Source organism: Oleiphilus sp. HI0128, from assembly GCF_001635365.1.
The window spans coordinates 1-24,802 of the sequence record NZ_LWGG01001307.1 but is presented as its reverse complement, the minus strand read 5'-3'; the positions used below and the strand labels follow the sequence as shown (position 1 = coordinate 24,802).

Below are 24,802 nucleotides of genomic sequence, written 5' to 3'. Positions count from 1 at the left end.
TATTGCGATCTCCGANAAAGCTAACGCTAGATGACTTATTCATCGTCCTTTCCCGTATGCTGAATGACTTTCAATGCTTAACAAAAATAAAGGCACTGAACAAAAGCAGGTACATCTTACCCGCAATATAAAAATTATTACTACTTCTATATCAATCCTGAGATTATAAAGCAAATATATATAAAAAAAATAACAAATTATTACATAAGACAAAAAAAATGAGTGGTGCGTTTGTTTTTTCAGTTTCTATGGTGAAATTTGGGCGGTTCTAATGACGTTATCCTTGATTTGTCTGATTTCTGTCCGGTGATGCTGAAGGTAAAGGCAAACGGGGGTGTCAGGTATGGTTTCGAGAGTTTCCGTTATCAAGCCGTTAAGTGTCTTCGGACCGTTGACAGGTAGGTTCCAGCCAAGTGTTTTGTTAATATTTCGAATCGTGGCTGTGCCATCGATGAGAAATGAACCATCTTCTTGAGGTGTGATGTCTTGGCTGCTGCTTGAAGAGTAATCAGTAGTGAACTCCCCAACAATTTCCTCCAGAATATCTTCCATTGTGGCAATGCCGAGAGCGTCGCCATACTCATCAACTACAATGGCAATTCGACGTTTCTCCCGCTGGAAGTGTATTAGCTGGGTGTTGAGTGTAGTACTCTCAGGAGTGAAGTAAGGTTCTCTGCAAGCTTGAAGTAGCATGGCTTTGTTCGGTTCGTCATTTGAAAGTACGCGAGTCATGCTGCGAAGGTGTAGGATGCCAATGATGTTGTTTATATCGCCCTTGTATACGGGGAGGCGTGTGTGTTGGGTGGTTTTTAGTTGCTGAAAAATATCATCCAGGTCATCGTCTATATCGATGCCAACAATCTCGTTTCTGGGAATCATGATGTCGTTAACGGTGACTTTCTCTAGGTCTAGAATCCCCAGTAGCATTTCCTGGTGTTTGCGTGGGATCAAGGTGCTAGATTCATTAACAAGTGTTCTCAGTTCTTCTCGGCTTAGGTGGTTTTCTTCTTCTCCGTTTGTACTAAAGCCGAGTTTTGTTAATAGGAAGTTAGTAACAAGGTTAACTGACCAGACAGCTGGGTAGAGTAGCTTTAGTAGAGGTTTTAGTATGTGTGCGGCGGGAAAGGCAACCTTTTCCGGGTGGTAGGCTGCAATGGTTTTAGGTGTTATCTCAGCAAAAATTAGTATAACTAGCGTCAAGATTGCGGTTGCAATTGCGATGCCTGCGTCACCCCATAGTCGAATGGCAATGACCGTTGCTATTGACGAGGCTAGTATGTTTACAAAGTTGTTTCCAATTAGGATGACGCTAATTAATTGATCGGTTCGATCTAGTAGATTGCTGGCTTTCTCCGCGCCTTTATGGCCATTTTTCTTTAGGTGTTTAAGTCTGTAGCGATTGAGCGACAGCATGCCAGTTTCTGAGCTAGAGAAAAAACCAGATAAAATGATTAGAAAAAGCAGAAATAGTAATAGAGAAGGTATAGAGGCGTCGTTCAATGTTGTTTACCGTTTATATGAAGGTTGTCGGGTTATTTGCTTATTGTTTCAAGAACTAGCTTGCTACCGAAAAAACCTAGCATTAGAAGGCTAAAGCCCCAAAGTGTCCATTTGCTGGCTGTGATTCCTCTCCAGCCATAAATTTTTCTGCCTGCGAGTAGTGCAGAGAATGTGAGCAGAGCAAGAATTGATAAAACGGTTTTGTGTGCCAAGTGTTGAGCGAATAGGTCATCGACAAAAATGAAACCGGCGAGAATGGCAAGAGCAAGCAGGATAGTGCCGCTCCATAGCATTTCAAACAGTAAGTTCTCCATGGTCAGGAGTGGCGGCAAATTGCGCATTAGTATAGTGTGGTTTCGCTTCTTTAGGTTGTTGTTCTGCATATGAACAAGTAATGCTTGTACGGCGGCAATCGAAAAGACGCTGTAGGCAATGAGTGATAATATAACGTGTATAAAGATGCCGCTGCTTTGTGGTGAGAATGATTGGCTGCTGTCGTTAAAGGCGAGTAGGGTGATTACGCTAAGTGCAGCGCAAGGGTAAACGGCAAGAAAAATTGCTTGGAGTGGTTTTCTGCTGGATGCCAATAAAAGCCCGATAACAATAACGCAGGCGATAAGTGATGCTGAGTTTGAGAAGCTAAAGGCGGCGTAGTTGTCACGGAAGGTTTGCTCTAAAGTAACTATTAGCTGCAAGCTTGCCGCACTGGCTCCGATTAAAAGGGAGATGAAGTGCTTGGCATTAATTTTTCTGAGATACACGAGGGTTTGATAGATTGTCCCTGTGAAATACAGTCCGACCGACAAAAAACTGAGTACAAAGATATTCATTATTTAGCTTGATGTTCAACTTATGGCTGTTAAATGGTTATAATGCGCCGTTTGCAATTACATAGCAATAATATAGAGATTAAACATGTTTGAAAATCTGAGCGATCGCTTATCAGAGAGTCTTAAAAAAGTTACCGGCAAAGCCCGCTTAACTGAAGATAATATTAAAGGAACTTTGAGAGAAGTTCGAATGGCATTGCTTGAGGCTGATGTGGCTTTGCCAGTCGTTAAACAATTTATTGGGCAGGTTAGAAAGCGCGCGATTGGTTATGAAGTCATGCGTAGCTTATCGCCCGGTCAGGCATTTATTAAGATAGTGAATGCTGAGCTGGTTGAAATGATGGGGGCTCAGTCAGAAGGCTTGAGTTTAAATGCCCAACCTCCGGCTGTTGTTTTGATGGCGGGTTTACAGGGTGCGGGTAAGACTACCTCTGTTGCCAAGCTGGCTCGTCACTTGTCTGAGCGGGAAAAGAAAAAGGTAATGGTTGTGAGTGCGGATGTTTATCGTCCTGCGGCGATCAAGCAGCTTGAAACATTGGCTGGAGAGGTGGGAGCGAACTTCTTCCCGAGCACCACTGATCAGAAACCAATCGATATTGCTAATGCAGCGATATCTGAAGCCAAGAAAACCTTTTGCGATGTCTTGATTGTCGATACAGCGGGTCGATTGGCTATAGATGATGAAATGATGCTTGAGATTAAAGAGTTGCATCAGGCGATTACTCCGGTAGAAACCTTATTCGTTGTTGACTCTATGACGGGGCAGGATGCAGCAAATACTGCGAAGGCCTTTGATGAGGCTCTGCCATTGACGGGTGTTATTCTGACAAAAGCTGATGGCGACTCCCGTGGTGGTGCGGCATTGTCTGTGCGCCATATTACCGGCAAGCCTATCAAGTTTATGGGGATGGGTGAAAAAGTCGATGCATTAGAGCCGTTTTATCCGGATCGTTTGGCTTCTCGAATTTTGGGGATGGGTGATGTTCTGACTCTGATTGAAGAGGCTGAGCGTAATCTTGATAAGAAGAAAGCTGAAAAACTTACTAAAAAGATCAAAAAGGGTAAATCCTTTGATTTAGAAGATTTTCGCGACCAGTTGCAACAAATGAAAAACATGGGTGGTGTTGGTAATTTGCTGGATAAGTTGCCGGGTATGGGGCAGATGGCAGAGGCTGCACAACAGCAAGTTAATGATAAGTCTTTAGGGCAGATGGAAGCGATTATATCCTCGATGACGCCCAAAGAACGTCGCTTCCCTGATACTGTTAACAATTCTAGAAAACGTCGTATAGCGGCAGGTTCAGGTACGCAGATTCAAGATATTAATCGTCTGTTAAAGCAGCACAAGCAAATGCAAAAGATGATGAAGAAATTTTCTTCTAAAGGCGGTATGGCGTCGATGATGAGGGGGATGAAAGGAATGATGCCTCCAGGCGGCGGTGGACCGTTTTAAGTGTTAAGAAAAACTGGAAATCGCAGCAGGGCGCTCTGAATTATTGCGATATTGTAAAAAAACAGAAATTAGTGTTTTCAATTCTAGAGTAATGCTCTAGAATATGCGCCCTTTCGAGCGCCGTCATCCTGCTTTGCGGGTGTGGTGTGGGAATTTTTTAACTGGAATCAGGATTTACAACGAATGGTTACTATCCGTTTATCTCGTGGTGGCTCTAAGAAGCGCCCATTTTATCATCTAACAGTTACAGACAGCCGTTCTTCACGTGATGGTCGTTATTTGGAACGTGTTGGTTTTTTCAATCCTTTGGCACGTGGCCAGGAAGAACGTTTAAGAGTTGATTCTGACCGTGTTCAGCACTGGTTAGATAAAGGTGCTCAGACTTCTGACCGAGTTAAGACACTTTTGAAAGAGTCTGCTAAAGCTGCGTAAGGCCGTTTAAGTAGTCTGGAAAGCTAACATTGATACCGGCTGGAAATAATTACTCATGAGCAAAGCTACAGAAAAAGCTGTAATGGGTAAGATTACCTCGGTATACGGTGTTAAGGGTTGGGTGAAGGTGTTTTCCTATACTCAGCCTAAAGAAAATATTTGCCAATATAAAAATTGGACTCTCGAAGGTGGCAGCAAGAACGGATCGGTAACCGTGCTTAGCTGCAAAGCTCATGGCAATGGTCTGGTCGCCCAGTTAAAGGGGTGTCATGATCGCGATGAGGCTAAGCAGTATTGTGGTTCGTTGATTTCTGTACCTCGAGAAGAATTGCCGGAACTGCCTAGCGGTGATTACTACTGGCATCAGCTTCAAGGTCTGAAAGTATTTGCTTCAGGGTCTGATGTAGAAGAGAAGGTTTTACTTGGTCGTGTTGATCATTTGATTGAAACCGGATCTAACGATGTTTTGGTAGTAAAAAAGTGTAAGGATAGCTTGGACGGTAGGGAGCGATTAATTCCTTACTTGCCAGATCAGGTTGTCTTGGCGGTAGATCTGGAAGCAGGATCCATTGAAGTTGATTGGGATCCGGAGTTTTAGTTTGTAAAGCGCTGATTGCGGTACTTGCGGGGCGTTTTTATATAGGCACTACTTAATCAGTTCTGTAAATCAGTTCTGGCATAAGGGATTGGTTCTTTAAGTGGTGCAAAGATAGAAACTTGCTGGTCAATGTGGTGTGACTGGCTTAGAGATGTGAATGTATGCATTTTGGACTGGTTACGCTTTTTCCTGAAATGTTTCGCTCTCTAGAAGATCATGGTGTCGTTGGGCGGGCAGTAAAGAAAGGGCTAATAGCTCTGGATTATTGGAATCCTCGAGAGTTCACCCATGATAAGCACCGTACGGTCGATGATAGACCTTATGGTGGTGGCCCGGGAATGTTGATGAAAGTGCAGCCTTTGCAGGATGCTATTCACGACGCTAAGGCAAAGATGGTGCAGGACCTAAAGCACGATCAGCCCGAGAAGGTGGTATCACTACGTACTGTATACCTGTCACCTCAAGGACAGCGCCTAGACCATAAGAAAGCTGTGGAACTGGCTGAATATGACGGATTGATTTGCGTCTGTGGTCGATATGAGGGAGTTGACGAGCGCTTAATCGAAGCTGAAATTGATGAAGAAATATCAATTGGTGATTTCGTATTGAGTGGTGGTGAGCTTGCTTCAATGGTATTGCTGGATACCATTTCCAGGTTAATACCTGGGGTATTGGGGCATAGTGAGTCGGCAACCGAGGATTCGTTTGCTAGTGGTTTGTTGGATTGTCCTCACTATACTCGTCCAGAAGTTTTTATGGGTAAGCCGATTCCTGATGTTTTGATGTCGGGTAATCATGAAAAAATTCGCCGCTGGCGCCTTAAACAATCCTTGGGGCGAACATGGCAGCGACGTCCAGAGTTGCTGGACAAAATAGAATTAGATAGCGAGCAGCAGACTCTGTTGCAAGAATTTATTAGAGAAGTGAATCGGTAGGCCTGAGGCTTTAGGTTTATCATTTTTAGGAGTGTAAAATGAGCAGCAAGAATAACATTATCAGCGCCTTAGAAGCTGAGCAAATGACGGCAGAGATTCCAGAATTCGGCCCTGGTGATACAGTCGTTGTTCAAGTAAAAGTTAAAGAAGGTAACCGTGAGCGTCTACAGGCCTATGAAGGTGTTGTTATCGCTAAGCGCAACCGTGGTCTTAACTCTTCTTTCACGGTTCGTAAGATTTCTTACGGTGTTGGTGTTGAGAGAACATTCCAGACTTTCAGTAAGCAGGTTGATAGCATCGAAGTTAAGCGTCGTGGTGATGTTCGTCAGGCTAAGTTGTACTACTTGCGTGAGCTAAGTGGTAAGGCTGCTCGAATTAAAGAGAAGTTGAGCTAAGTTTTAATACTGCTTAATTTATCTTTTAAAAAAGGCAAGTGGCTTTAGGGCGCTTGCCTTTTTTGCTTTCTCCTTGGTGGTGAATGGGTGATGACGTATACAGAGCGTTTTCTTGACACTTTGTGGCTAGAGAATGGGCTAAGTGACAATAGCTTGTCTGCTTACCGATCCGATTTAAAGCAATTTGCTTCGTGGCTCCATAAAAAGCGCACTTTAGAGCTACATCAGGCTGGCGAAAGTGATATCTATGATTATCTATCGGACTGCTTGGAAAGAGGGCTTAAGTCTTCGTCCAGTTCACGCTTATTATCCTGTTTAAGGCGCTTCTACCGCTTTCTAGTGCGCGAAAACATAATCGCCATAGACCCAACACTCAATATAGATAACCCCAAGTTGCCGCGTATGCTGCCCAGTTCTCTTACTGAAGCAGAGGTTGAGAAGTTATTGGCGGCTCCGGACGTTTCTGAGGTGCTTGGCTTGCGTGATAGGGCAATGTTAGAGGTTATGTATGGCTCCGGCCTAAGGGTGTCAGAATTGGTATCCCTGAATTTTGAGCAACTAAATGTCCAGCAAGGCTTAATTCGTTTATTTGGAAAGGGTGGTAAGGAGCGTTTGGTTCCTGTGGGGGAGCCGACCTTGGATTGGCTGGACGAATACTTGTCGAAAGCCAGGCCAGAGCTAGCGGGCTCATCTGGGTGTCACGTCATCTTCCCAAGTTCTCGATCACAGCAAATGACAAGGCAAACATTCTGGCATCGAATTAAAAAGTATGCGATTGAGTCCGGTATTAACAAAAAATTATCACCTCATACCTTAAGACATGCTTTCGCAACTCATCTCTTGAATCATGGTGCAGACTTGCGTGTTGTACAGCTATTACTGGGGCATGGAAATTTGTCAACAACTCAGATTTACACTCATATAGCTAAACAGCGCTTATACGATTTACATCAAGATTTTCATCCTAGAGCCTAGTACTACATAACAAAATGTTAACGATAAGTTCTTGTAGATGAACTTAATTCCGTTTAGCTTGTCATACAAATAATGTTCAATTAAAAAACGGCTTGGTTTTTTGCCAAGCCTTACATAGGTTTTAATTATAGAGGTTTGTATGCGTTTAGTTCGGTATATTATCTGTCTAAGTCTGCTGTTTTCGCTCACGGCGAATGCTGATGAGGCTCAGGTTCGAAAAAGCTTATCCGAGGCAATGCCGGGTTTGAAATTGAGCTCGGTCGAGATGAGTGAGATTGTTGGTATGTACCGGGTTACAACCTACTCAGGTGAAGCTTTATTTGTCAGTTCTGATGGTAAGTTCTTTCTAACCGGTGATCTGTATGCAACGAAGACAGGGCGAATTGAAAACCTGACTGAAAAGCGTCGCGAGACCGCCAGAATTGAGCAAATTTCTTCAGTTCAGGGTAAGGATAAAATTGTATTTCCTGCAAAGGGTGAAACCAAGGCTCGTATAGCAGTATTTACTGATATTGATTGTGGTTATTGCCGTAAGCTTCATAGAGAAATTCCAGCTTTGAATGATATGGGGATAGAGGTTAGTTATCTGGCATATCCGCGTGCAGGTGTTGGGAGTGACTCATATGGTAAATACGTATCAGCATGGTGTGCTGAAGATAAGCTCGAAGCGATGACTGATGCTAAGAATGGTAAGTCAATTCCCGAAAAGACTTGCGCCAACCCTGTACAGGACCAGTATATGTTAGGGCAGGCAATGGGAATAAGTGGCACGCCGGCAATTGTTTTAGAAAGTGGTCGTTTAATTCCAGGTTATTTAAATGCCCAAAAACTTGGGAAAGCGCTTGGTGTTCTATAGTTGCTAGCTAATAAAAAAAGGCCCTCATCGGGCCTTTTTTTATCGCTGTCGAATTTAACACCTAAACCCCTTGTCTTTTCTGCGTGAGTCGCATTCTTTTTTGATGTTGTTGCAGCGCTGAGCTCCGGCTGGAGAAAGTTTGTTGTAGTCACAGTCACGATAAGCTTTTCTAAGTTCCGCGTCACTATAGCCGCTAAAGGCGCCACCACATGAAGAAAGTAAGGTGCTGAAGATAATAAAGCAGATGCCGGTTAAGTATTTAGTCATGGATTTGATTCTTGTTTATTTAAGTTTTCAGAAGTATAGCTGTGAAGAAATGATCTGCTAGTAAAAAATATGCGGGTCTCAAAATAAGTTGTGGTGCCATTCTTTTTCTTTGATGAAAAGGTATACTATCCGCCAAAATATTTTAAGGCTACAGGGTAGCAGCTATTTAGTCGTTGCTTTGCTTTAAGTCAGAATGAATTCGTGATCGTGAGGAATATATCTTGAGCTCCGTTAAGATTGGAATATGTGGTCTAGGTACCGTCGCTAGTGGCGTGATTAATGTCTTGAAACGAAATCAACAGGATATTACTGCCCGAGCAGGCTGTCAGGTTGAGGTGATTCAAGTCGCCTCTAGAAAGCTTAAAGATAATTGTGACCTTAGCGGTATCGAATTTTCGACGAATGTAATGGATGTTGTCAATAACCCTGATGTGGATGTGGTAGCAGAATTAATTGGTGGCTATGATCTTGCTAAAGACATTGTTTGTGCTGCGATTAAAAATGGCAAGCATGTTGTCACGGCTAACAAAGCGCTTATAGCTGAGCACGGAAACGAAATTTTTGCGCTGGCTGCCGAGCATAAAGTAGTTGTTGCCTATGAGGCGGGGGTCGCTGGTGGAATTCCGATTATAAAAGCGCTTCGAGAAGGTTTAGCTGCAAACAAGGTTAATTGGCTTGCGGGTATCATCAACGGTACAGGAAATTTTATTCTTACGGAAATGAAGGACAAAGGGCGAGATTTCCAAGATGTGTTAAAAGAAGCGCAAGATCTTGGTTACGCTGAAGCAGATCCAACCTTTGATGTCGAAGGTATTGATGCTGCGCATAAGTTAACTATTCTGGCATCCGCAGCGTTTGGTGTTCCTTTAGAGTTTGAAAAAGCCTTTACTGAAGGCATTAGTAAAATTGCACCAGCTGATGTCGTTAATGCCGATGCTTTAGGTTATAACATAAAGCACTTGGGTATTACGCGTAAGCATGAAAATGGTTTTGAGCTTCGAGTTCATCCGACGTTAATCCCTCAGGACCAGCTGATCGCTAAAGTCGATGGCGTAATGAACTCGGTATTGGTCGATGGTGATGCGGTTGGTCAAACATTGTACTATGGTGCCGGTGCTGGCTCAGAAGCAACAGCTTCAGCGGTAATTGCGGATATTATTGATATCGCACGAATAGGCGATAATAAAGGCTTTGTACCGGTTCCTTACCTTGGCTTCAGCGCTGACAAGATTCAAGACTTATCGGTACTGCCAATCGAAGAAATATCTTCTGCGTATTACTTGCGTGTTACTGCTGAGGACCACCCGGGCGTATTGGCCAAGATCGCGTCGATTATGAGTGACCTGGGGATTAATATTGAGTCAGTGATGCAAAAAGAAACCGACCGAGAGGGTGATTGCATTCCGCTTGTATTATTGACCCATGAAGTGCAAGAGAAGCAAATTAATACTGCTATAGAGCAGATAGAAGCGCTTGAAACGACAAGAAAAGAAGTCGTGAAGATACGCGTTGAGCACTTTAACCATTAATTAGAAGAACCTGAAGGCAGAGCCTTCTTGTTTACGATAGAAATTTTGCTTGGATAGATAAACGTGAAATATATTAGCACACGCGGCGAAGCGCCCCCTTTATCATTTGAAGATGTTTTGTTGACTGGTTTAGCGCCAGATGGTGGGCTCTATGTACCCGAAACCTTACCTCGTTTTACTCAGGAAGAAATCGCATCCTGGGCAGGCCTTCCATACTCTCAGTTAGCTTTCAATGTTATGTACCCCTTTGTTGAAGGTGAAATTCCTGAAGATGATTTCAGGGACATGGTTGAAAAAACCTATGAGGTGTTTGATCACTCTGCCGTCGCACCTTTAGTGCAAGTGGATGCTAACGAGTGGGTGATGGAGTTATTCCGCGGTCCTACACTGGCATTTAAAGACTTTGCCTTACAGCTACTAGGTCGCTTGTTGGATTATGTGCTTAAGAAAAGAAATGAGCGTGTAGTTATTATGGGTGCGACTTCTGGCGATACTGGTTCTGCCGCGATAGAAGGCTGTAAACACTGCGACAACGTCGACATCTTTATTTTGCATCCGCATAACAGAGTATCGGATGTACAGCGTAAACAAATGACGACGGTATTGGGTGATAACGTTTTCAACATTGCTATTGAAGGTAACTTCGATGACTGTCAGCACATGGTTAAAAACAGCTTTGCTGACCAGTCCTTTTTAGAAGGTACTCGCCTGGTTGCTGTGAATTCAATAAACTGGGCGCGAATTATGGCTCAGATTGTCTATTACTTCAGTGCATCCTTAGCGCTTGGTGGCCCTCATAGGAGTGTTGCTTTTTCGGTTCCAACTGGTAATTTTGGCGATATTTTTGCGGGTTACTTAGCTCGGAATATGGGTTTACCTATTAGTCAGTTAGTTGTTGCTACTAACAAAAATGACATTCTGCATCGTTTTATCAGTGCTAATCACTATAAAATGCAGCCTTTAGAGCACACACTTTCCCCAAGTATGGATATTATGGTCTCAAGCAACTTTGAGCGTTTAATGTTCGACTTATATGGACGCGACGGAAAGGCTTTGGCGAAGCAGATGGAATCCTGGAAAACTGACGAAGGTTCCGTAGAAGAGTATCGCTGGCGTGCTGCCAGAAAGCTCTTTGATAGCTGGTCTCTGAATGATGAGCAAACATGTCAGTTGATTAAGGATGTTTACGAAGAGACTGAATACTTGATTGATCCACACACTGCTATTGGTGTGGGTGCCGCACGCGAGTGCCGCCGTGATGGCAGTATACCAATGATTACCTTGGCTACTGCACACCCTGTTAAGTTTCCTGAAGCTGTCGAGAAGTCCGGGCTTGATGTAGCGCCAGAGCTTCCCCACCATATGAAAGACCTTTATGATAGGGAAGAGCGTTATGAGGTTCTTCCAAATGACATGGCTAAAGTACATGCCTTTGTCGCAAAGCACAGACGCGGCTAAGCATATCTGTGATTAAAAAAGCCGGACGCTGTTCCGGCTTTTTTGTGGCTTATGTAATTCACTTCGTCGGTTCTTACTTTTACCAAACAGGCTCCAATGATGAAAATAGTTAGACGCACGCTCTCGGAAGGGGCTCCGGTGATGGACGGGTTTTCGCCATTATTAAGCCGGATTTATCAGGCGAGAGGGGTGCACAGTGCGAAAGAGTTAAGCTATCAACTTGCTGACCTGGAATCATCATCTTCTCTAAAAGGCCTGAACGAGGCGCTTGAAGTTTTATATAATGCGCTCGTTGCACAGCAGCATATCTTAATTCTTGGAGACTTTGACTGCGATGGTGCGACGAGTACAGCCTTGGCTGTTCTTGTACTTCGAGAGATGGGGGCGAAAGAGTGCTCTTATATTGTGCCCAACCGTTTTGAATTCGGCTATGGCCTGACGCCAGAAATCGTTGACTATGCTGCAAAATTAAAGCCTGACCTAATCGTTACTGTTGATAATGGTATTGCTAGTGAAGCAGGCGTAGAGCGGGCCAAGTCACTCGGTATTAAGGTTTTGGTTACTGATCATCACTTGCCGGGAGATACCCTACCTAAAGCTGATGCAATCGTGAATCCAAATCAACTCGGTTGTGAATTTCCCAGCAAAAATGCCGCAGGGGTAGGGGTTATATTTTATGTTTTAAGTAGTCTTAGAACCTTGCTTAAAAAGAGACAATGGTTTGAACAGAGACAGCTTAAAGAACCCAATATGGCTTCATATCTTGATTTGGTTGCTTTGGGGACTGTCGCTGATCTGGTGGCGCTCGATCACAACAATCGCGTACTGGTTTCCCAAGGGCTTAAACGTATTCGGGCAGGTTATTGTCGTCCTGGAATCAAAGCGCTTTTGTCGCTCGCGGGTAAGGAGTTGTCGGGCGTTAAATCGAGTGATATGGGGTTTATCGTTGGTCCGCGGCTAAATGCGGCGGGTCGCCTTGATGATATGTCACAGGGTATCGAATGCCTATTAGCTGATAGCGAGGTTAGGGCAATGTCTATCGCGCAGCGCCTGGACCAGCTGAATGTCGAGCGCAAGCGCATTGAAGCCGAAATGAAACAGGATGCTGAAGCCCAGGTACAAAGCATTCTGGACAAGTCTACGGAAAGCTTGGCTCTTGAGAACTTGTCGTGGGGGTTGAGCTTATATGAGCCACATTGGCACCAAGGTGTCATTGGGATATTAGCTTCACGTATCAAAGAGCTATTTCATCGGCCCGTAATCGCTTTTGCGCCTGCTAGCGATGATCCGCTGATTCAGAATAGGGAGCTAAAAGGATCTGCGCGCTCTATACCCGGGCTTCATATGCGCGATGCTCTGGACCTGGTATCTAAGCGCCACCCAGAGCTGATTAAAAAGTTTGGTGGCCATGCGATGGCGGCGGGTTTGTCGATTGATGAAGCGAGCTATCCGCATTTTAATGAAGCGTTTGACCAAGTCGTAAGAGAGTTATTGAGGGAAGAGGATATGGAGTCGGTTATCCTTACCGATGGCCCATTGAATGAGTATGAGTCAACAGTTCAGCAAATAAGAGAGCTTGAAGCTGCTGGGCCTTGGGGTCAACGCTTTCCAGAACCTTGTTTTGAAAATACCTTTGAATTGGTACAGAGCAGAGTATTAAAAGAAAAACACCTCAAGCTAGTATTAAAAATGGAAGGTGGTCATGAGTTGTTTGACGCGATTCAATTTAATAGTCCATGGGTAAGTCAGCACTTGCCTGAAATGGCTAGAGTGGTCTTTAAACCGGGAATAAACGAGTTTCGAGGGCGAGTAAGTGTTCAATATATTATTGAGTATTTAGAGCCAGTTTCATGATTATTATCGTAAAAGCAGGCGTTCTTTCTTTGGAATAGAGCTTCGAATTTCTCTTTTACCAATCTATTGCCTATACTTTTTCCATATTTCTTGGACGAAAGAACGAGTGCTATGAAGCAGGAAAGTAAGAAAGTTGTTGGCCCTTCAATGAAGCGAAGAGATCCAAGAACGGAACAAATCACCAAAGAACTATCAGAAGATCTTTCAACTAATAAGCATACTCAGCACCAGGATGACTGTGCTAGAGCTGAACGAAGTGCACATGTAGGTCCCAGAAATAGAGTCTTCAGCAGTTTGATCTTTAAAATGAGCTTGGGCCTTGTTCTGTTTATCGCAGCAGTTGTAGCCGCCAGCTATTTTGTGACTCAGACAAAAGGCAAGCAGGTCATTTCCGAGCAGGCTGAAAAGCTAAATCGAGAGATTGGCCAGAATATTGTTTTAAAGCTGCAACAACGCCTTGTTGCGACTGAGACATTGACCACGACTTTAGCAAAACTCGGTGTCTCGCTTTCCAAAGATGTTGCTACATTTAAAGATTTATTGCCAAAGGTTATTGATCAAGCGGGAATGTCAAAGCTTGTTGCCGGTGGTGGTGTTTGGCCCGAACCCAATCAGTTCAAAGAAGGCGTGGAACGTCGGTCCTTTTTTTGGGGGAGAAATGAGCAAGGTGTCTTAGAGTATTTCGACGATTACAACGACCCCAAAGGGAATGGCTACCACAACGAAGAATGGTATGTTCCTGCCCGTTATTTAAAACACGGGCGTGCTTACTGGTCAAAGTCTTATATGGACCCTTATTCATTAGAACCGATGGTAACTTGTACGGTGCCAATGTTCGAGAATGGCGTTTTCAAGGGTGTCGCAACAATCGATCTAAGGTTAACTGGCTTGTCTGAGTTTATGTCTGAGCAGGCAAAATTAATTGGGGGCTATGCTTTTGCCTTAGATCGAAATAATCGCTTACTGTCATTCCCAGTCGAAGTTAATAAGCAAGCTCAGTTCCTAGACCTCAAAGGCTTCGTCAAACATGAATATCCGACTATGTCAGACATTTCAGCAACTAACTCCGGTTTCCAGCAAATAGAAAGTTACCTTAAAACGGTAAGTACTTCGCTCAGTAATGGGGCAGGTGATGATAAATTCAGTGCTGAAGTTAAACGCTTAGCAGAGGTGCTGGCTGAAGAATCTTATCAGGTTGAAGTTGAAGAAGGCTCTACGATAGCCGCTTTCTTGTTAGGTTTGCGGTTTGAAGCCTCAACAAATAAACCACTAATCTTGAAAGATGACCCTATTCTATTAGAGGCTTCATCAATCAGAGTCTTGAGCCTTCCCAATATTGGCTGGAAGATCGTACTATCTATGCCTGCCCGGTATAGTATTGCGGTAGTAGATGAAATATCTGACGGCCTATTAAGCAATCTCTTAGTACTGTTAGTTTTCAGTGCTCTCTCTTATATTATCTTCTTCAACCTGGTCTTCATGGAGCCTATTAATAAGCTGACCCAGCAGGTGAGAAAGCTTGTTAGCCGTGAAGATTACGTAACGCGTCTGAAAATACCTAGCAGTAGCGAACTTTCCCAGTTAGCGAGCTGGTTTAATATTCGTACCTCTCAGCTGAGTGAAACCTTAGATGAGCTTAAGCAGCGAAACTCACAGTTGGATGACGCCAGAGAAGTTGCTGAAAGCGCTAACAGAAGTAAAAATATTTTTCTCGCATCCATGAGTCATGATATTCGAACGCCAATGAATGCCATCATTGGTTTGTCGGATGTGTTAAAGAAAACCAAACTCGATGCTGAGCAGGATAAGTTTGTAAATGTTATCAACTCTTCAGCTCAGGCTTTATTGTCCTTAATTAACGATATAATGGACTTTTCTAAGATCGAGGCGAATCAGTTAGATCTAGAAAGCATTCCTTTCGATTTGCGTCAGGTAGTTGATGACTGTGCAGATCTAATCAATTTTCAGGCACAAGAAAAGCGTTTGGAATTTATTTATTATCTATCTCCAGATATCAATCGCTGGGTCAAAGGCGACCCGAATAGAATACGACAGGTTATTCTGAATCTTGCTGCAACTGCGGTCAAGTTTACCAGTTCCGGGCGAGTTGAATTGTGGTTGGAATCGGCTTACCAGAATGACAACAATACCCAGCTAATTGTGGAAGTTCGAGATACCGGTATAGGGCTATCAAAAACTGCGCAAAGTAAGCTGTTTACTCCTTTCGTTCAAGGTGACTCTTCGACAACTGGAAAGTATGGCGGTACGGGCTTAGGGTTGACTATTTGTAAGCACTTGGCTGAGTTGATGGGTGGTAGCGTAGACTTTAGAAGTGAAGAAGGTATTGGCACAACGTTTATTTTCAAACTCAAACTGCAATGCCAGCAAGACAAAAATGTAGTACTACATGACGCTCAAAGAAAAACTGCATTGCCGACTAAAGTTCTATTGCTGGAAGGCAAGGATCACTTCCAAAACAGTGTGCTGGAACAGTATTTTAGAGCAGCAAAGATTGAATTTGAAACCTTCGTTAGTGTCTCATCCTGGTTGTCAGTGTTGGCTAAAGAAAGCCCTGATTCCTTGGTAACAGTATCGGTTGATTCCACCTTGCTATATGAACTCGAGTCAATGGAATCCCAGCTGCCTGACCCCCTTAAAAACCATAAAACTGTTTTAATGACTGATAAGGATGAATGCAGTGAGATTAAAGATCCTTCTTTCTCAGGGCGTTTTAGAATCAGCTTTTTGTCTCAACCACTAAGGTATGATGAATTATTAGCAGAAATTACCTGTCATGATGGAAGTCATGAGAGCGATAACATCAAGCTTGATAATGTTCAACATGGTGAAGACTTGGGCTTTGCGCCTCATAGTAAAATATTAGTCGTCGAAGATAATAAGGTTAATCAGCAGGTATTGATGATAATGCTTGACTATTTGAATCTGAAAGCTGATATCGCCAACGATGGTGTTGAAGCACTGGAGGCTGTTCAAAAATCTCATTACGATTTGATTTTGATGGACTGGCAAATGCCAAGAATGGATGGTCTAGAGGCTACTCGTAATATTAGGGCTATTCAAGGGCTTGTGCAGCCCGCAATCATTGCTGTTACTGCTAATGCTATGTCAGGTGATATCGAGAAGTGTATAGAGGCCGGTATGGATGACTATTTGAGCAAACCGGTGGAAAAAGATAAGTTAGAGCAGACCATTCGTCGGTGGCTTGCTCCAAAACACGATGAGCAGGTTTCCTAAACTAAGTAAGCCGATATAAAGTTCTAGTTCGGTTTACCAGTCTCGGGTGGAATAATTAGTGGGGGTTAAAACCGTATCCTTGGCACTGGGGAGTCGCTCCGGGTAGTCTAGTGTATAGTGAAGGCCTCGGCTTTCTTTTCTCTGGATTGCGGAGCAAATGATCAGGTCTGCAACCGTGACAAGGTTTCTTAGTTCTAACAGGTCATTCGTCACGCTGTAGTTACTGTAATAATCAAGTATCTCTTGATGTAAAAGATCAACACGGTGCTTTGCTCGCTGAAGCCGCTTATTCGTTCGAACAATGCCGACGTAATCCCACATAAAGCGCCTTAACTCATCCCAATTATGCGAAATTACAACATCCTCGTCAGAATCGGTTACTTGGGACTCATCCCATAAAGGGGCATCGGGTGGCTCGGGAATATCTGCAGACTTTCTATTGATATCATTGGCTGCTGCCTGTCCATAAACGATACATTCAGTCAGGGAGTTGCTGGCCATTCGGTTTGCGCCATGTAAACCCGTGAACGACGCCTCGCCAACTGCATAGAGTTGATTAACATCAGTACGGCTTCGGTGGTCCACCATAATGCCTCCGCAGGTATAATGTGCAGCAGGGACGATGGGAATTGCCTGGTGGCAGATATCGATACCAAACTTCAAGCAAGTCTCATAAATCATCGGGAAGTGAGACTTGATAAAATCATCTGGCTCGTGGCTAATGTCAAGATAAAGATGGTCGGCACCGATACGTTTCATTTCATGGTCAATAGCTCGAGCGACAATGTCACGCGGCGCTAATTCTTCTCGCTTATCAAAACGATGCATAAATCGTTCGCCATTTGGCAGTAACAACTTTCCACCTTCGCCACGTACCGCTTCAGTTATCAAAAAGGACTTAGCTTGTGGGTGGTAAAGGCAGGTAGGGTGAAACTGGTTGAACTCCATATTGGCCACGCGGCAACCACTACGCCAGGCCATGGCAATGCCATCACCGCTGGCGCCGTCAGGGTTGCTTGTGTATAGGTAAGCTTTGCTTGCGCCGCCAGTTGCCAGTACGACGAATCGTGCTTTGAATAGCTCGACATGATCGCTGGACTGGTTAAGTACATAAGCCCCGACGCAGCGATTGCCAGGTAAGAAAAGCTTTTTGTGTGTGATAAGGTCGACCGCAACCCTGTTTTCAAAAATATCGATATTTTCTGCTAACTCTGCCTGCGAACAAAGTGCTGTAGAGATTGCCAAGCCAGTCGCATCGTCCGCGTGAATCACGCGGCGGTGACTGTGACCACCTTCTTTGGTTAGGTGATAAGTGTCTTCTTCAGCGTTGTCCATCTTGGTAAAGTCAACACCCTGATCAACTAACCAGGAGACACTCTGTCTGCCGTTTTCTACAGTCTGCCTGACTGCGTCTTCGTGACATAAACCAGCACCTGCATTAAGTGTGTCTCTGATATGAGACTCGATATCATCTTTCTCGCTGAGCACCGCTGCAATTCCGCCTTGCGCCCAAGGTGTCGAGCCGCTAGATAGACCTGCCTTTGATATCACTGCAACAGATAAGTCTTTATTCAAACCGAGAGCAGCACTTAGTCCAGCGGCGCCGCTGCCAATTATTAGAACATCATAGGTATAGGAAGAAGACATTATCGGTACTCATTCAATAAGTTAACGGCCGCTATTATTTAGATATTGAACTTATTTGTAAATGAAATGTCTCAATTCTATAGAGATAGCGATTAGCGCTTAAAGATCGAAGCGCATAGAATGACAAAGTGGGACATAGGTGTGACAGTCAATAATTTTAAACAATGTTTGAGTCATGTAGAGCAGGGTAAAGAAGTGTTAAAACAGCGAGAAGGCGTTTTAATTTTCGAGGCTCTGAGCGATAATGTAGTGATATTTCAACAAAAAACTAAAAATATGACTCATACCACACTGCCTGAAAAAACTGACGCTGACACGAGTATAGATCAGAAGTTAGTGGTCCGTGTGCAGCGGGGCGATAAAGCAGCCTTTGATTTACTGGTCATAAAGTACCAAAACAAGGTTGCAGCAGTCGTGTCTCGCTATGTTAGTGATTACCATGAAGTCGCTGATGTAACCCAAGAAGCCTTTATAAAGGCCTACCGAGCAATAGACAGGTTTAGAGGGGATAGTGCCTTTTATACCTGGGTTTATCGTATTGCTATAAACTGCGCTAAAAACTACCTTCAATCCAAAGGTCGGAGACCCCCGTCAAGTGATTGTGAGCTTGAGGGTGCGGAGTTAAACCCAAATGCCAGTGCTTTAAAAGATACCGCATCACCTGAACAGTTGTTGAGTAAAGACCAGTTGGAAGCTGTGATCAAGAATACGATTAAAAAGCTGCCTGAAGATTTGCGCATCGCTTTGACGCTAAGGGAGTTTGATAATTTAAGTTATGACGAAATTGCGGCGGTGATGGAATGCCCGGTTGGAACTGTTAGGTCGCGTATATTTAGGGCTAGAGAAGCGATTGATAATGAGATCAAAGCCATGAGAGGTGATTAATGGACGAGAGATTAAGAGAGTCTATATCAGCGTTGATGGATGATGAGTCAAATGAGCTGGAACTTCAGCGAATACTCGGTCACTCCGATGAACAAGAGGTGCAGCTACTGTGGGGGCGCTATCATGAGGCGCGTCAGGTGCTGAAACGAGATAGTGAAAGCCACTTCAATATTGATATTAGTGCCGGGGTGGCTGCGGCAATCCGGGACAATGCAGCTGAACCTTCACTCGATATGAGTACCGAGATGGATAGCGTAGAAGGTACTGTCCCTCAGAATCTTGCTGATCGCCGTGAGGATCAAAAAGTTGTTCCGCTTCTTGATGATAGCTCTGAATCGTCGAGCAAAAGAGGCGGAAGTCGTGCTTGGCTTGCCTTAGCGGCCAGTGTCGCTTTTGCCTTTATTTTTGCTTTTCAAGGTACGACTGAACTGAATGATGAAATACAAAGCACTGCTGCGAATATTTCTGCTGAAGGTGCGCTGCTTAAAGTTTCTGCGCAAGAGCCTAAGGTTGTTGTTGAGATGACTGAAGAGCAGGCGCGTCATTTTAGTCAGTATTTACTGAGGCATGCTGAACACTCGATACGTGGTACTCAGTCTGGTTTTATGCCTTTGGCTAGGGTTGCAAGTGTCAATTCTGTTGGAATATAAGCTGAGCTTGGAAGTGAAAATATCATCATGTTAATTGATTTGAATAAGCTTAATACTAAAGTTCTTCTGCGTGGGTTGTTGCTACTTTTTTGTCTTGTCGGTGCGCCGCTCTATGCTCAAGGCGCCAAGGAGGAATGGACTTATCAGTTTCCAAAGGAGCGCAGCGCCTGGGAAGCAATTGATTGGTTGATGTTTATGCAACAAGCCTCTGTAGAGCAGAACTATCGTGGACGCTTTATGTTCTCGAGAGGTGCTATGTCGAGTACCATGAGTGTTATTCACCAGTACGAGAAGGGTCTTGAGAAAGAGCGCTTAAAGCAACTCGATGGCGAGATGGGCGAAATTGTCCGTGATGGTGAGCGGGTAATGTGCGTCTTTCCGAATAACAGAGTTGTAGAGGTAGAAAACAGTCCTCTTTCCAATAACTTTACTAATAAGTTTGTTGGTTTTATGCCTGGTAAGAGTCATTACTCTTTAGTTCTTAAGGGGAAAGAGAGAATGATAGAGCGTTCATGTGTTGTGGTGGAAATATCTGCCAATGACGATGAACGTTATAGCTATAAGCTATGGATAGATGAAGAGAAAGGCCTGCTCCTAAAGTCTGAGTTAATTGACCAAGAGCATAAAGCCTTGGAGCGTTTCCAATACACACATGTAGAGTACCCAAATAATATTGACTCGACCGTTTTCGATGTAATGGGGGCAGGGAAAGCGATTAAGCATGAAATGATCAAAACGGCAGACAAAGGTATGTCCTGGTCGCGTTCCCTGATGTGGCAAGTTGAATTTTTGCCTAATGGCTATGAAAAGATAAATGGAGAGGCAAAAGAAGGTGAGCATGTAATGGTCTATAGTGATGGCCTGGCAACCTTCAGTATATTTATCGAGTCGGTTGATAAGGGAACTATGCCTGAAGGTGCGACACAGGTGGGTGCAACAACTGCCTATTCAACTGATCACAGTGTTGATGGTCATGACTATCATGTGACGGTTGTTGGCGAAGTTCCTGCTATGACTGCAATGAAGGTTGCGAAATCAGTCAAACCGATCATGTAAGGTTAGTTTAATGATTAAAGAACAAGCTATAGTCATTGCTGATGACTCAACAACTAATGGGCGTATATCGGTTCGTATCGATAGAAAAAGTGCCTGTGAGAGTTGCCAGATGAAAGCGGGCTGTGGCCAAAAGCTAGTCAATGATAGTAGCCAACGAAAATGTATTGAGTTTGAGCTTGATAACGAGTTTGATGTACAAGTAGGGGATTATGTAACCCTCGCAGTTCCAGAGAAAACTTTCCTGCAGGCCTCCCTCGTGATGTATGTGCTTCCCTTGGTTTTAATGATTCTTTGTGCTGTGCTTGCGGAAAGTTATTTAGCCTTAAATGATGCCGCGACCTTGCTGGCGTCCATTTGTGGCTTTGGATTAGGGCTTTATTTGGCTAGACGTTTTGCTAGCGAGCATAAAAGTGATCCAGACTTTCAGCCACATATTGTAGCCGTAGACCGGGCTATAGACTAGTATTTTTCCTCTTTAACCTTGCTCCCCCGTTACGTATTTTTAAGTTGAAAACTAGCCCTTCGGCCTCAAAAATGAGGGTACGTTCTAACTACATACTCTCTTGAGGATTCTTCATGAAGTACATAAATAAACTCAGCTCCTTGCTATTCTTGATGGCTGCAATCAGTGTATTGAGTCTCTCTAGCCATGCTGCAGATCTGCCGGATTTTACCGAGTTAGTTGAAGAGCATGCGGAATCGGTCGTTAATATTAGTACGGTTAGCCATGCCGAGCGACCTTCCCAGTTCCAGTTTCAGGGTGATATGGAGCAAATCCCGGAGTTCTTCCGGCATTTCTTTGGCGGCCCACCAAAATCAGGAAAGCCTAACGGCAAGAAGCGTATGCAGTCGATGGGCTCAGGCTTTATCGCAAGTGAAGATGGCATTATTCTAACTAATAACCACGTCGTCGATGGTGCTGATGAAATTTATGTTCGTTTTAGTGATCGACGTGAATTAAAAGCTGAACTCATTGGCGCTGACAAACGTTCAGACCTGGCCGTTTTGAAAGTTGAAGCAGATGATTTGCCAGCAGTTAAGTTGGGTAAGTCAAAGCCGCTTAAGGTTGGTGAGTGGGTCTTTGCTATAGGGTCTCCTTTTGGTTTTGATTACACCGTTACTGCCGGAATTGTTAGTGCCAAGGGGCGTAGCCTCCCTAACGAAAATTATGTACCTTTTATTCAGACTGACGTAGCGATTAATCCAGGTAATTCTGGCGGCCCACTATTCAATATGGATGGTGAAGTTGTTGGTATTAATTCTCAAATTTATACTCGTTCAGGTGGCTTTATGGGCGTTTCTTTTGCGATTCCAATTGATGTCGCAATGGAGGTCGTAGCTCAGCTCAAAGGCCAAGGTTATGTCGCGCGTGGTTGGTTAGGGGTCTTGATCCAGGAAGTTAACAAAGATCTTGCTGACTCCTTTGGTTTGGATCGTCCTTACGGTGCTTTAGTTGCTCAGGTGGTTGAGGACTCGCCTGCAGACCAAGCAGGTATTCAAACTGGTGATGTAATTATCGAGTATGAAGGAGAAGAGATTGATTTCTCATCTGAACTACCGCAGCTGGTAGGGCGAACAAAGGTTGGTGACAAGGCCAAACTAAAAGTTGTTCGTGATGGAGATGAGAAATCAGTGAGTGTCGAGATTGGTGAGCTTCCGACTGACGAAAGTGCGAGCGCTTTACAAAATAAACCTCAGGTAGAGAAGACGAACCGTATTGGCATTAAAGTGCGAGAACTTGATCATGAGACCTTGGATGATTTGAATTTGGATGGCGGTGTTCATGTTATCCAGGTAGAGTCGGGTGCAGCACGTGAAGCAGGGATTAAACAGGGTGATATCATCACTCGACTCAATAACCAGAAATTCACGTCGGTAAAAGAATTTCAAAAGGTGGTAGAGAGTCTTCCTTCAGATAGAGCTGTTCCGGCATTGATCGTTCGTCAAGGAAGTCCTTCGTTTATTGTTATTCGTGTTAAAGATTAGACAGAGTCATTGAACGCCTTAAGTGGTGAGTACGCTCGGTAACTTCGAGTGTACGCTCACCACTGTTTTGATCAAGACGTATCGGGTATGATGGCTTTTTCAACAGTCCAAGAGTAAAAAATTTGTTATTTCCTGATTTAGACGAAGATGCATTATTTCTATCACGTAGCAATGAAGACGAAGCGCTTGGTACTCATAAGCTGGCTTCTTTTTTACTCGAGGGTTTATTGTGGCCGAGTATCGAGCATTACTATCAGGCGATGAAGTTTCAGGAAACTTCTCCTTCCTACTTTGAAAAGATCCGGAAATCGTCAACCGCCAAACAGGCGAGGCGCATGGGTAGATCTCGCTTTCATAAAGTTCGAAAAGACTGGGCTCAAGTCAAACGAACGGTTATGACGCGAGCGGTTTATACTTATTGTCGTAGCCATCCTCAGGTCGCTCAGCTTCTTTTAGATAGCGGTAGCAGGAAGATACTGGAAAATAGCCAATACGATTATTATTGGGGTTGTGGTCGTGACCGCCGAGCCGAAAATACTTACGGCAAGGTTTTGATGGACGTTAGGTCAAAACTGAATCAGGAAGGTCGAGAAAAACAAAACTAAGATTCAGGCATAAGATTTTCTCGTCATACCTATAGCTCGTAATTTAGCTTGTTGAGTAGCGATCTGACGACTGGTATCAAATCGCATGCAGATAAGCCACGTTCGCCAGATTGTTTGGCAGCAATGTCTGCTGCACGAGCGTGTAGGGTGGTTGCTAAACGCAAGGCAAAGCCCTCATCGAAGCCTTGAGCGACCAAGCTGCCAATTATTCCACTTAGTACGTCTCCCATTCCCCCGCTTGCCATGCCTGGGTTGCCATAAGGGCAAATGCTGATTGTTTCGCCTTTGCTGGCAAGTAAGCTTCCACTGCCTTTTAATAGAATATGTCCACCAAGCTTATTGGAGAGCTCAGTGATTGCATGAAGCCTATCCTGCTGGATTAGGCCAGCGCTACCATGCCCGAGCAGTCGCGCAGCTTCACCAGGGTGGGGAGTGTATATGCGTTTACCTTGATTTTCCTTATCAACCGAGTTGATCCAATTCTGTTTGTTAGTCAAGATATTCAAGGCGTCTGCATCTAGCACCAGCGGCTTATCGAGCTTAATAACCCTTTGCAGTAACTTTTCTGACCATGCAGATCTACCAAGGCCCGGACCGATTACAATTACCGTTGCCGCGTCCAGCAATTGCTCAACTTGTTGAGTATTTTCAGTAGAGGTGACCATGACCTCTGGTGTGCGTGATAGCAATGCAGAGCAGTGGTCTTGATGGGTGATAACGCTCGTCAGGCCTGAGCCGCAGCGAAGTGCTGCTTCAGCAGCCATGAGTACCGCGCCACCATAGCCCCGGTCTCCGCCGACAATGAGGGTGTGCCCACAATTACCTTTGTGAAAATGGCGGGGCCGGACAGAAACTTGATCTAGTAATTTCTGCAGTGACAAGCAATGAGCGATAGGCGTCTGCTCATTAATAATTTTGGCTGGCACCTCCAGGTCGTCGTAATATAGTTCGCCAGTATAGTGTTGACCTTCAGCGGTAAATAAGCCCAGTTTTAGGGCAATAAAACTCGCAGTGCAGTCGGCTTCGATTGCGGTGCCCATTATACTGCCCGTATTGGCATTTAAGCCCGATGGAATATCAATCGCTAATATCGGGGCAGTAGATTTATTTGCTGCTTCAATAGCGTCAGCATACAGGCCTCTGACAGGGGAGTTAAGACCGGTACCTAATAGAGCGTCGACGATAATGTGATTGTCGGTCTCTGATGCTAGACTTTTGTCTGAGTAGTGGTCGCAGCTTACGTTTTCTGCTAAGCACATCTGGTATGCACTTTGCGCATCACCGACAAGTTTATCTGGAGGCGAAAGAAAGTAGACATTACATGCAATTCCATAAGCTTTGGCTAGCGCAGCGACAATATAGCCATCTCCGGCATTATTTCCACTGCCGCATAATACTGTGACTTTCTGGCAGTTGGGGAATCGTTCTAATAGTATATTGAAGCTAAATTTCGCTGCTTTGTTCATGAGCGAAAAGCCCTTGATTCCATGCCTGTTGATAGCCGAACTATCGATATCTCTTACCTGCTGGCTGAGGAATAATTCACTGGGAAGTTTTGTTTCAGGCATATCGGGTTCCATCTGATAGGGCGTCGAAAAGCTTAAGTTAATGATACAGTTCAAAATTTATATTTAAT

22 protein-coding genes are annotated in these 24,802 nt (G+C 44.2%); 17 read left to right on the top strand and 5 right to left on the bottom strand.

Annotation, left to right across the window (positions count from 1 at the left end; genetic code table 11):
• Window positions 1-246 precede the first annotated feature (246 nt).
• Window positions 247-1,500, bottom strand: a complete 1,254-nt coding sequence (locus A3763_RS21985; RefSeq protein WP_068510844.1) for an HlyC/CorC family transporter — start codon at window positions 1,498-1,500, stop codon at window positions 247-249.
• 32 nt (window positions 1,501-1,532) lie between these two features.
• Window positions 1,533-2,330: an inner membrane protein YpjD gene (locus tag A3763_RS21980; RefSeq protein ID WP_068510840.1), complete on the bottom strand. Its 798-nt coding sequence runs from the start codon at window positions 2,328-2,330 to the stop codon at window positions 1,533-1,535.
• A gap of 85 nt (window positions 2,331-2,415) precedes the next feature.
• Here A3763_RS21980 and ffh point away from each other — a divergent pair, with 85 nt between their 5' ends.
• From ffh to A3763_RS21945, 7 genes are all read left to right on the top strand, one after another.
• Window positions 2,416-3,783 (top strand): signal recognition particle protein, encoded by a 1,368-nt coding sequence (gene ffh / locus A3763_RS21975; RefSeq protein ID WP_068510837.1) that lies wholly within the window; start codon window positions 2,416-2,418, stop codon window positions 3,781-3,783.
• Window positions 3,784-3,966: 183 nt separating this feature from the next.
• Entirely contained in the window at window positions 3,967-4,215 is a 249-nt protein-coding gene (gene rpsP, locus A3763_RS21970) for a 30S ribosomal protein S16 (RefSeq protein WP_068510835.1), read from the top strand.
• A 55-nt stretch (window positions 4,216-4,270) separates the two neighbouring features.
• Window positions 4,271-4,813 (top strand): ribosome maturation factor RimM, encoded by a 543-nt coding sequence (gene rimM / locus A3763_RS21965; protein WP_068510833.1) that lies wholly within the window; start codon window positions 4,271-4,273, stop codon window positions 4,811-4,813.
• A gap of 161 nt (window positions 4,814-4,974) precedes the next feature.
• Complete coding sequence (gene trmD, locus A3763_RS21960) at window positions 4,975-5,748, top strand: tRNA (guanosine(37)-N1)-methyltransferase TrmD (RefSeq protein WP_068510832.1); 774 nt, start codon at window positions 4,975-4,977, stop codon at window positions 5,746-5,748.
• Window positions 5,749-5,786: 38 nt separating this feature from the next.
• Window positions 5,787-6,143: a 50S ribosomal protein L19 gene (rplS, locus tag A3763_RS21955; RefSeq protein WP_068509094.1), complete on the top strand. Its 357-nt coding sequence runs from the start codon at window positions 5,787-5,789 to the stop codon at window positions 6,141-6,143.
• A gap of 90 nt (window positions 6,144-6,233) precedes the next feature.
• On the top strand, window positions 6,234-7,118 hold the full coding sequence (xerD, locus tag A3763_RS21950) for a site-specific tyrosine recombinase XerD (RefSeq protein WP_068510830.1): 885 nt from the start codon (window positions 6,234-6,236) through the stop codon (window positions 7,116-7,118).
• A 139-nt stretch (window positions 7,119-7,257) separates the two neighbouring features.
• On the top strand, window positions 7,258-7,974 hold the full coding sequence (locus A3763_RS21945) for a DsbC family protein (RefSeq protein ID WP_068510827.1): 717 nt from the start codon (window positions 7,258-7,260) through the stop codon (window positions 7,972-7,974).
• Between the two features lie 54 nt (window positions 7,975-8,028).
• Here the strand turns inward: A3763_RS21945 and A3763_RS21940 are convergent, their stop codons facing one another.
• Entirely contained in the window at window positions 8,029-8,241 is a 213-nt protein-coding gene (locus A3763_RS21940; protein WP_068507676.1) for a hypothetical protein, read from the bottom strand.
• A 221-nt stretch (window positions 8,242-8,462) separates the two neighbouring features.
• On the opposite strand from A3763_RS21940, the gene A3763_RS21935 reads away from it, so the two are divergent.
• The 4 genes from A3763_RS21935 to A3763_RS21920 all read left to right on the top strand — a co-directional run bounded on the left by A3763_RS21935 (window position 8,463) and on the right by A3763_RS21920 (window position 16,337).
• Window positions 8,463-9,770 (top strand): homoserine dehydrogenase, encoded by a 1,308-nt coding sequence (locus tag A3763_RS21935; protein ID WP_068510825.1) that lies wholly within the window; start codon window positions 8,463-8,465, stop codon window positions 9,768-9,770.
• Window positions 9,771-9,833: 63 nt separating this feature from the next.
• Entirely contained in the window at window positions 9,834-11,228 is a 1,395-nt protein-coding gene (gene thrC, locus A3763_RS21930; RefSeq protein WP_068510824.1) for a threonine synthase, read from the top strand.
• A gap of 96 nt (window positions 11,229-11,324) precedes the next feature.
• Window positions 11,325-13,082: a single-stranded-DNA-specific exonuclease RecJ gene (gene recJ / locus A3763_RS21925; RefSeq protein ID WP_197470248.1), complete on the top strand. Its 1,758-nt coding sequence runs from the start codon at window positions 11,325-11,327 to the stop codon at window positions 13,080-13,082.
• A 111-nt stretch (window positions 13,083-13,193) separates the two neighbouring features.
• Window positions 13,194-16,337 (top strand): response regulator, encoded by a 3,144-nt coding sequence (locus A3763_RS21920; RefSeq protein WP_068509899.1) that lies wholly within the window; start codon window positions 13,194-13,196, stop codon window positions 16,335-16,337.
• A gap of 33 nt (window positions 16,338-16,370) precedes the next feature.
• Here the strand turns inward: A3763_RS21920 and nadB are convergent, their stop codons facing one another.
• Window positions 16,371-17,984 (bottom strand): L-aspartate oxidase, encoded by a 1,614-nt coding sequence (gene nadB / locus A3763_RS21915; protein ID WP_068554718.1) that lies wholly within the window; start codon window positions 17,982-17,984, stop codon window positions 16,371-16,373.
• Window positions 17,985-18,260: 276 nt separating this feature from the next.
• On the opposite strand from nadB, the gene rpoE reads away from it, so the two are divergent.
• The 6 genes from rpoE (at window position 18,261) to A3763_RS21885 (ending at window position 23,166) form a co-directional block, all read left to right on the top strand.
• The gene (rpoE, locus tag A3763_RS21910; protein WP_068509108.1) at window positions 18,261-18,869 is read left to right on the top strand and encodes an RNA polymerase sigma factor RpoE; all 609 of its coding nucleotides are present in this window, start codon (window positions 18,261-18,263) and stop codon (window positions 18,867-18,869) included.
• Window positions 18,869-19,519 carry a sigma-E factor negative regulatory protein gene (locus A3763_RS21905; RefSeq protein ID WP_068509103.1) on the top strand — a complete coding sequence of 217 codons (651 nt, stop codon included), beginning with the start codon at window positions 18,869-18,871 and terminating at the stop codon, window positions 19,517-19,519. Before rpoE ends, A3763_RS21905 begins: the two co-directional genes overlap by 1 nt.
• A gap of 27 nt (window positions 19,520-19,546) precedes the next feature.
• Window positions 19,547-20,575, top strand: a complete 1,029-nt coding sequence (locus A3763_RS21900; protein ID WP_068509100.1) for a MucB/RseB C-terminal domain-containing protein — start codon at window positions 19,547-19,549, stop codon at window positions 20,573-20,575.
• A 10-nt stretch (window positions 20,576-20,585) separates the two neighbouring features.
• Complete coding sequence (locus A3763_RS21895) at window positions 20,586-21,038, top strand: SoxR reducing system RseC family protein (protein ID WP_068509098.1); 453 nt, start codon at window positions 20,586-20,588, stop codon at window positions 21,036-21,038.
• Window positions 21,039-21,151: 113 nt separating this feature from the next.
• On the top strand, window positions 21,152-22,561 hold the full coding sequence (locus A3763_RS21890; protein WP_068509097.1) for a DegQ family serine endoprotease: 1,410 nt from the start codon (window positions 21,152-21,154) through the stop codon (window positions 22,559-22,561).
• A 122-nt stretch (window positions 22,562-22,683) separates the two neighbouring features.
• Complete coding sequence (locus tag A3763_RS21885; RefSeq protein ID WP_068509096.1) at window positions 22,684-23,166, top strand: NADAR family protein; 483 nt, start codon at window positions 22,684-22,686, stop codon at window positions 23,164-23,166.
• 29 nt (window positions 23,167-23,195) lie between these two features.
• Here the strand turns inward: A3763_RS21885 and A3763_RS21880 are convergent, their stop codons facing one another.
• Window positions 23,196-24,734 carry a bifunctional ADP-dependent NAD(P)H-hydrate dehydratase/NAD(P)H-hydrate epimerase gene (locus A3763_RS21880; protein ID WP_068509107.1) on the bottom strand — a complete coding sequence of 513 codons (1,539 nt, stop codon included), beginning with the start codon at window positions 24,732-24,734 and terminating at the stop codon, window positions 23,196-23,198.
• Window positions 24,735-24,802 lie beyond the last annotated feature (68 nt).

Coding starts and splice junctions, on each gene's coding strand:
- A3763_RS21980 (WP_068510840.1), bottom strand. CDS start 2,330: ATGAATATCTTTGTACTCAGTTTTTTGTCGGTCGGACTGTATTTCACA.
- ffh (WP_068510837.1), top strand. CDS start 2,416: ATGTTTGAAAATCTGAGCGATCGCTTATCAGAGAGTCTTAAAAAAGTT.
- rpsP (WP_068510835.1), top strand. CDS start 3,967: ATGGTTACTATCCGTTTATCTCGTGGTGGCTCTAAGAAGCGCCCATTT.
- rimM (WP_068510833.1), top strand. CDS start 4,271: ATGAGCAAAGCTACAGAAAAAGCTGTAATGGGTAAGATTACCTCGGTA.
- trmD (WP_068510832.1), top strand. CDS start 4,975: ATGCATTTTGGACTGGTTACGCTTTTTCCTGAAATGTTTCGCTCTCTA.
- rplS (WP_068509094.1), top strand. CDS start 5,787: ATGAGCAGCAAGAATAACATTATCAGCGCCTTAGAAGCTGAGCAAATG.
- xerD (WP_068510830.1), top strand. CDS start 6,234: ATGACGTATACAGAGCGTTTTCTTGACACTTTGTGGCTAGAGAATGGG.
- A3763_RS21945 (WP_068510827.1), top strand. CDS start 7,258: ATGCGTTTAGTTCGGTATATTATCTGTCTAAGTCTGCTGTTTTCGCTC.
- A3763_RS21940 (WP_068507676.1), bottom strand. CDS start 8,241: ATGACTAAATACTTAACCGGCATCTGCTTTATTATCTTCAGCACCTTA.
- recJ (WP_197470248.1), top strand. CDS start 11,325: ATGATGAAAATAGTTAGACGCACGCTCTCGGAAGGGGCTCCGGTGATG.
- A3763_RS21920 (WP_068509899.1), top strand. CDS start 13,194: ATGAAGCAGGAAAGTAAGAAAGTTGTTGGCCCTTCAATGAAGCGAAGA.
- nadB (WP_068554718.1), bottom strand. CDS start 17,984: ATGTCTTCTTCCTATACCTATGATGTTCTAATAATTGGCAGCGGCGCC.
- rpoE (WP_068509108.1), top strand. CDS start 18,261: ATGACTCATACCACACTGCCTGAAAAAACTGACGCTGACACGAGTATA.
- A3763_RS21905 (WP_068509103.1), top strand. CDS start 18,869: ATGGACGAGAGATTAAGAGAGTCTATATCAGCGTTGATGGATGATGAG.
- A3763_RS21900 (WP_068509100.1), top strand. CDS start 19,547: ATGTTAATTGATTTGAATAAGCTTAATACTAAAGTTCTTCTGCGTGGG.
- A3763_RS21895 (WP_068509098.1), top strand. CDS start 20,586: ATGATTAAAGAACAAGCTATAGTCATTGCTGATGACTCAACAACTAAT.
- A3763_RS21890 (WP_068509097.1), top strand. CDS start 21,152: ATGAAGTACATAAATAAACTCAGCTCCTTGCTATTCTTGATGGCTGCA.
- A3763_RS21880 (WP_068509107.1), bottom strand. CDS start 24,734: ATGCCTGAAACAAAACTTCCCAGTGAATTATTCCTCAGCCAGCAGGTA.